Origin of the sequence: Microcystis sp. Msp_OC_L_20101000_S702 (assembly GCF_007095705.1) — a bacterium.
GTDB classification, from domain to species: Bacteria; Cyanobacteriota; Cyanobacteriia; order Cyanobacteriales; family Microcystaceae; genus Microcystis; species Microcystis ichthyoblabe_A.
Window position 1 is genome coordinate 1 of record NZ_SFBO01000104.1, and the last position, 5,986, is coordinate 5,986.

The following is a 5,986-nucleotide window of genomic DNA, read 5'->3' on the forward strand; positions in this document are numbered from 1 at the left end:
AAACTGAAGGTGATTAAAAGGAGAGGCTATGGATTTAGAAACTTTAAAAACTTTAGTCTTAGATGTTTATTAAATTGGCATTTTGCTAGTTGATTTTACATGGTAAGTTCGGAAGAACCCAAATTACCTCATTTGTTGAGGGGGGGACTGGATGAAATAATTTACTTCCTGATCCCGATCCTGCTACTTTAGGAGGGATAGGATTAGGTTTACGCTGGTTAGTGGCTAATGGTTTAACTGTTCGTTTAGATTATGGGATTCCGTTAGTTTCTGTCGATAATTCCGGAAATTCACTGCAAGAACAAGGGTTTTACTTTTCGGTGAGATATAGAAAAGCATTCTAGCATATTCTGAGAGAATTATAATAATAGTTCTCAATTAACTTAATCCGAATCTTTATCTTTTGTCGCTTGGTTAATTTCAGCGTTTTTCTCAAAGATGAGGTATAATCAATGTGGTTTGTGCTTCGAGGCGAGCGCTCTGTTCAAACCCTCATTCTGTAAGGCTTCTGGGGTTGATGATCGCACTTTTTGATTTCAAAAAAGCCTAAAGATATTATCCAACCAGGTTTTTAGATTTATTCAGCCAAACCTAGTTAAAAAAGAGAGGAGTAGGTCGCCATATCTAGTCCCTTGAGAACGGAATTCGGTATCGGTCAAAGTTTCTAGAAAAGCCCCAGGGATAGCTTGAGTATTTATACTTATTGCAATCTAGGTATGCTTCCCCTAAGATATAGTTGATCGGTAATCGCGCCGAACTAATTACCGAAAATTTGGGTTTAAAACCCCTTGAATGATGTTTTTATTGTATTCAGGAAGTTGAAAAAATGAAGACCAAATCGATCATAAGCTTACTATCCCTTAGTATTATAGGAATGTCAATCTATGCAGGTCAAGCTAATAGCAGTGATTATCGAGCTTTGACCCCGGAAGAAAAATCGCAGTTGACCGATGCTTTGCTAAAACAGGGCTGTAGGAATCCTAAAGAGATGAAATTTGATGTTGAGACTAACCAGTTTGAAGCAGAAGATGCTGTGTGTGAGGGAGGAAGAAAGTATGATATTTACCTTGACAAAAACTTTAGGATTGTTTCAATGAAACCAGACTAAAAGAGCAAATCCCTGAGAAGCTTTTACCGGTCGCCGCGAAGATTACCAATGAGGTATAACAAAGCCATTCTAACAGCAACACCACTGGTAACTTGTTGGGAAATCAGACTAAAATCGGGATCGTCCATCAAATCGGAACTAATTTCCACTCCCCGATTCACAGGACCTGGATGAAGTACTTTCACCCCTGGTTGACAGGATTGCAAACGAGGACGAGTAATGCCAAAACTTTGATGATATTCGCGTAAACTGGGCAAAAGATTGGCAGTCATTCGTTCTTTTTGCAGTCGCAGGGTCATCACAAAATCGGCCTTTTCTAAAGCTGGTTCTAAATCCCAGTGGAGAAATATGCGATCGCACAATTCCCCAAAATATTTCGGCAGTAGGGTGGGGGGTGCGGACAAATGTACTTCCGCCCCTGCCGTGGTTAAACTCCAGATATTGGAACGAGCCACACGAGAATGGAGTATATCCCCGACAATAGCGATTTTTTTGCCCTCTAACAGTTCTAAACGGGGATTTTCCTCATCTAACAGACAACAGATCGTAAACAGGTCTAAAAGTCCCTGGGAGGGGTGTTCGTGTTGACCGTCCCCAGCATTAAGAATACTCACCCCCGACTGCAAACGATCCATTTCTGCGGCAATTAAATCGGGAACCCCCGACTGTTGATGTCGGATAACAAAAATATCCGTACCCATGGCCACATAGGTTAAAGCGGTATCGAGAATCGTTTCCCCCTTAGTCAAACTGGAACTACCCGGGGCAAAATTAAGAACATCGGCCGAAAGACGTTTCGCCGCTAGTTCAAAACTACTACGGGTGCGGGTGGAAGGTTCAAAAAAAAGATTTGTCACCACTTGACCTTGTAGGGCCGGCACTTTCTTGGTACGTCGGGAAAGAACTTCACGAAAACTAGAGGCCGTTTGTAGCAGGGTTTGGTATTCTTCCGGTTGCCAGTCTTGCAATCCCAAAATGTGGTGTCGGATCCAAGTGAAAGCCATAGGAGTTGAGGAGGCGGTAAAAACGGCAAATTTCGTCTATGCTATTGTAGGATTTCTTTGCATCAAGTTAATAAATAGGGTTTATGAGAATTAATTTTTCCTTGTGTCAGGTCACTCTCGCGATCGCTTTATTTCTCAATCCCTTGCCGGCGATCGTTGCCCAGACTGCCACCTCTGGGGAAATGGTATCACCGACCACGGGCATTAATTACACTCGCCTGAAAAATTTCCTCGCTCAACAAAATTGGCGACAAGCTAACGATGAAACCCGTAATTTAATGCTGAAAGCGACCGGACGGGAATTACAGGGCTGGTTTACCATGGAAGACCTGCAAAAATTGGCCTGTTGGGATCTGCAAAAGATGGATCAACTCTGGAAAGAAGCTTCCGGGGGTCGTTTTAGTTTCAGTACCCAATTTCGTATTTTTATCGAGACAGGTAATCGACCGGGGCGCTTAGTGGCGATCGAAAATTTTCAAACTTTTGGCGATCGCATCGGTTGGCGTAAAGATGGTGATTGGATTATTTTTAAAGAAAATCTTAACTATACCCTCAATGCTCCCGTCGGTCATCTGCCGGCGCCCCGGGACGAATATCAGATCGCCGGTGGTCGTCTAGAATACACCACCCTCGCCCAAAGATTAGTCACCTGTAATATTGTTAGCTTAGGGCAAAGCAAACAATAGACCTCTTGTAAAAATCAAAAATTGTTGTTAGGGTTAGGAGTCAGTAGTCAGTAGTCAGGAGAATTAAGAATGAACAATAATCAATTAAATAGTCTATTTACGGATTTTATGCAATTTAATCCTTATTTTTGCCGTTTTTGAACCCTCAAAAATTAATTATGTCAGAGGTTTAATAATCACGGCGATCAATTATGTAGAGTAAAATTTAAGGAAAAGCTTCTCCCCTCATCTTCCCCTTCTTTTTCCGATTTACTAGCACTTTTTCCGCTAAAAACCCCTAAATTTAACAATGATTAAACGATCCGTTAACGTATCGAGAGCGATCGGTTCGTCGATCGCCGTTTCCCTAATTGTCACTGGTTGCGCCCCCCAGGGCCCCCAGGCCACCGGACCGGCGGCTGTTCCCGTCAAACTGCAAACCCTCGGCACCGACAAATTAGTGCAAAGTAGCGAATTTGTCGGTACTTTGATCGCCCAACAGCGTGTTAGCGTCTCTCCTCAGATTACTGGTCGGATTCGCTCTATTTTCGTTAAATCTGGCGATCAGGTAACTCAGGGACAAAAAATCGCCGAATTGGATCCCGAACAACAACAGCAACAGGTAAACGCCGGCATCGGCCAGGTAAATTCGGCCAAAGCGAACCTGAATGCGTCTGAGGCGGATTTAAGGCAAAGACAAGCGCAAGCGAGGGCAAATAAAGCCCAAATTGCCCAGAATCGGGCAAATGTGGCCAATGCTGAAGCCAATGTTAAAAGTCAGATCGCCACCTTGAGCGCCGCCGAAGCCGATTTACAGAGAGCGAGAGCTAATTTAGATTTGGCGGAAAAAAACCTAACAAGAGCCGAATTTCTGGTTAAACAAGGCGCACAGCCCCAACAGGACTTAGATGATCGCCGCCGCGACATTCAGGCCGCCAAGGCAGAAGTAGAAGCCCGGTCTCAAAATCGTGATGCGGCCCGTCAACAGGTGACGGCGGCTAGAGCTACCCTACAGGCAAACAAAGAAGCATTAAATATCGCTATTCAAAACGAATTAGCCTCAGGGCAACAGGTGGCGGCGGCGGCGGCAACAGTGAACAGTCGTCAAGCGGCAGTAGCCAGTGCTGAGGGACAATTAGGGGCGACGCGTCAGAATTTAGTTTTTAACACCATTACCGCCCCGATTGATGGTTTTGTCGGCGATTTTAATCAAAGAAAAGTCGGCGATATTATCTCCCTGGGTGAAGAATTAACCTCGTTAACTAACAATAAAACTTTGGAACTAAATGTGCAGATTCCCGTGGAATTACAACCGCGTCTGCGCGTCGGGTTGCCCGTGGAAATTATTAATCCCGATGGCAGCCCGGGGGTTCGCGGTCAAGTAACTTTTATTTCCCCCACCGTTTCCCAAGCTACCCAATCGGTTTTAGTGAAATTTGCCTTTACTAATGATGGCAGTCTTCGCAATAACCAATATGTGCGGGCGCGGTTAATTTGGGATCAAAAACCGGGGGTATTAGTTCCCACCACGGCAGTGACTAGCATCGGGGCGCAAAATTTTGTTTTTGTGGCCGAAAAAGAAAAGGCTAAAGAAGGTCAAGAAAATGCCAAGGAGCGTTTAGTGGTTAGACAAAAACCCATTCAAGTCGGCACGATTCAAGGGCAAGCTTATCAGGTTATTTCTGGAGTAAATGCCGGGGAAAGAATTGCTGTTAATAATATTCTTTCTCTCCGAGATGGTACAGCTATAACTGTTAGTCAGCAGTAATTTTTATGAGTAATTCGATTACCGTTCGTCCCCTGGCAGCGCAACTAATTACCGCCGAGAGTTTCCGTCCCTACGGTCAATTAATAACCCCTGGCCATGACGGGAAACTGTTTGATGAAAGCGATGCACAACTGCATTTAAAAAATGGTGTGCCACGTTTTTATATTATGCGTTTACAGACTCGCGGACGTAAATTTAAGCGAATTACTCGTCATAGTCAATGTACCCAATGTCTTGGTTCTTTGGGGGGACAAGAGTGGTTTTTAGGAGTGGCCCCCCCTAGTCCTCATCCTCAACCAGATTTAGAAAAATTAAAGGTTTTTCGCATCCCCGGGGACTGTTTTATTAAATTAGAGGTGGGAACTTGGCACGCTGGCCCACTTTTTGATCAACCAGAGATCAATTTTTATAATCTCGAATTGAGCGATACTAATATTATCGATCATTTTACCTATAATTTTGCCCAAGAGCAGTCAATAGAATTCGAGATTGTTGATTGAAAAAATTAATTTTTTACCTAGGTTTTGCTGAATGTCGGTGAAAGCTGACAGGGAGAAAATGTGAGTTCTATGAAGTTAAAAAAGGGCAGAAGGTAGAGCAGGGAAGTCTTTTGCCTCTAAATCCAGAGAAGGCTTAATAGGATGATAAGTGTAAGCAATGAGACTCCCTAAAAGGTTAACTAGAAAATTCCAGATACTACTTTGAATTGGCACTATTTGTCGATTAAGTCTGAAAACGATGACCTATAGTCATTTCAGATAATACTAAATCTGGTTATTAAAAACTGATTATTTATTTCTCCTTTTGCCTTTTGCCTTTTGCCTGTTGCCTTTTGCCTCTCCTCTATGAGTAGCCTATGCTCAACGGATTTAGTATAAGTATGATACAGTCTAGACCGACAAAATCCTTAGGAACTCTGGGATTGATATTCTCAATCTTAATTGAAATGACTATAGGTTGCTCTAATGGGAAGTTTTGTGACGACAAGTAGCATTTCTGATATTTATGGGGAATAATAGATTTAGATGAGTGCCTAACTTTCCAATTGGTAGCGACTTGCCATGAACCCAACAACCGCCAATTATGATGAACCTTGGAAAGAAGCATTAAGCGAGTATTTTGAAGCGTTTTTATACTTCTTCTTTCCTGAAGTTCACCAACTAATTGATTGGACAAAAATTCCCGAATCCCTAGAAAAAGAACTCAAACGAATTACCGCTTCAGCTAAGACAAAAAAACGTTTCGCTGACAAACTTTATAAAGTCTGGTTACTCAGGGGTGAAGAAGTCTGGATTTTGATTCATATTGAAATTCAAAGCCAGTACGAAGAAAATTTCCCTCAGAGGATGTATATTTATAACTATCGGGCCTTTGATTTGTATCAGAAACCGGTTATCAGTCTCGCTATATTAGGAGATGAACGAGTAAATTGGCGACCAGA

At 42.8% G+C, this 5,986-nt stretch carries 7 protein-coding genes; 6 read left to right on the forward strand and 1 reads right to left on the reverse strand.

What is annotated here, in order from left to right; all coding sequences use genetic code 11:
• Positions 1-93 (forward strand): transposase (locus tag EWV60_RS11610; RefSeq protein WP_287232378.1); only part of this gene is annotated, 93 nt, incomplete at its 5' end.
• A 733-nt stretch (positions 94-826) separates the two neighbouring features.
• Positions 827-1,108, forward strand: coding sequence for a hypothetical protein (locus EWV60_RS11615; RefSeq protein WP_002790909.1), 282 nt, complete (start codon positions 827-829; stop codon positions 1,106-1,108).
• A 23-nt stretch (positions 1,109-1,131) separates the two neighbouring features.
• Here the strand turns inward: EWV60_RS11615 and EWV60_RS11620 are convergent, their stop codons facing one another.
• Complete coding sequence (locus EWV60_RS11620; protein ID WP_002790911.1) at positions 1,132-2,112, reverse strand: aspartate carbamoyltransferase catalytic subunit; 981 nt, start codon at positions 2,110-2,112, stop codon at positions 1,132-1,134.
• Positions 2,113-2,195: 83 nt separating this feature from the next.
• On the opposite strand from EWV60_RS11620, the gene EWV60_RS11625 reads away from it, so the two are divergent.
• The 4 genes from EWV60_RS11625 to EWV60_RS11640 all read left to right on the forward strand — a co-directional run.
• On the forward strand, positions 2,196-2,798 hold the full coding sequence (locus EWV60_RS11625; protein WP_002739340.1) for a GUN4 domain-containing protein: 603 nt from the start codon (positions 2,196-2,198) through the stop codon (positions 2,796-2,798).
• Between the two features lie 289 nt (positions 2,799-3,087).
• A complete protein-coding gene (locus EWV60_RS11630; protein WP_002750991.1) occupies positions 3,088-4,545 on the forward strand; it encodes an efflux RND transporter periplasmic adaptor subunit in 1,458 nt (485 codons plus the stop codon).
• Between the two features lie 5 nt (positions 4,546-4,550).
• The gene (locus tag EWV60_RS11635) at positions 4,551-5,045 is read left to right on the forward strand and encodes an ureidoglycolate lyase (protein WP_002738430.1); all 495 of its coding nucleotides are present in this window, start codon (positions 4,551-4,553) and stop codon (positions 5,043-5,045) included.
• A 561-nt stretch (positions 5,046-5,606) separates the two neighbouring features.
• A partial coding sequence (locus EWV60_RS11640) for an RpnC/YadD family protein (RefSeq protein ID WP_287232376.1) occupies positions 5,607-5,986 on the forward strand: 380 nt, incomplete at its 3' end.

Excerpts from the sequence above, each read along its gene's own strand:
- EWV60_RS11615 (WP_002790909.1), top strand. The coding sequence starts at position 827 with ATGAAGACCAAATCGATCATAAGCTTACTATCCCTTAGTATTATAGGA.
- EWV60_RS11620 (WP_002790911.1), bottom strand. The coding sequence starts at position 2,112 with ATGGCTTTCACTTGGATCCGACACCACATTTTGGGATTGCAAGACTGG.
- EWV60_RS11625 (WP_002739340.1), top strand. The coding sequence starts at position 2,196 with ATGAGAATTAATTTTTCCTTGTGTCAGGTCACTCTCGCGATCGCTTTA.
- EWV60_RS11630 (WP_002750991.1), top strand. The coding sequence starts at position 3,088 with ATGATTAAACGATCCGTTAACGTATCGAGAGCGATCGGTTCGTCGATC.
- EWV60_RS11635 (WP_002738430.1), top strand. The coding sequence starts at position 4,551 with ATGAGTAATTCGATTACCGTTCGTCCCCTGGCAGCGCAACTAATTACC.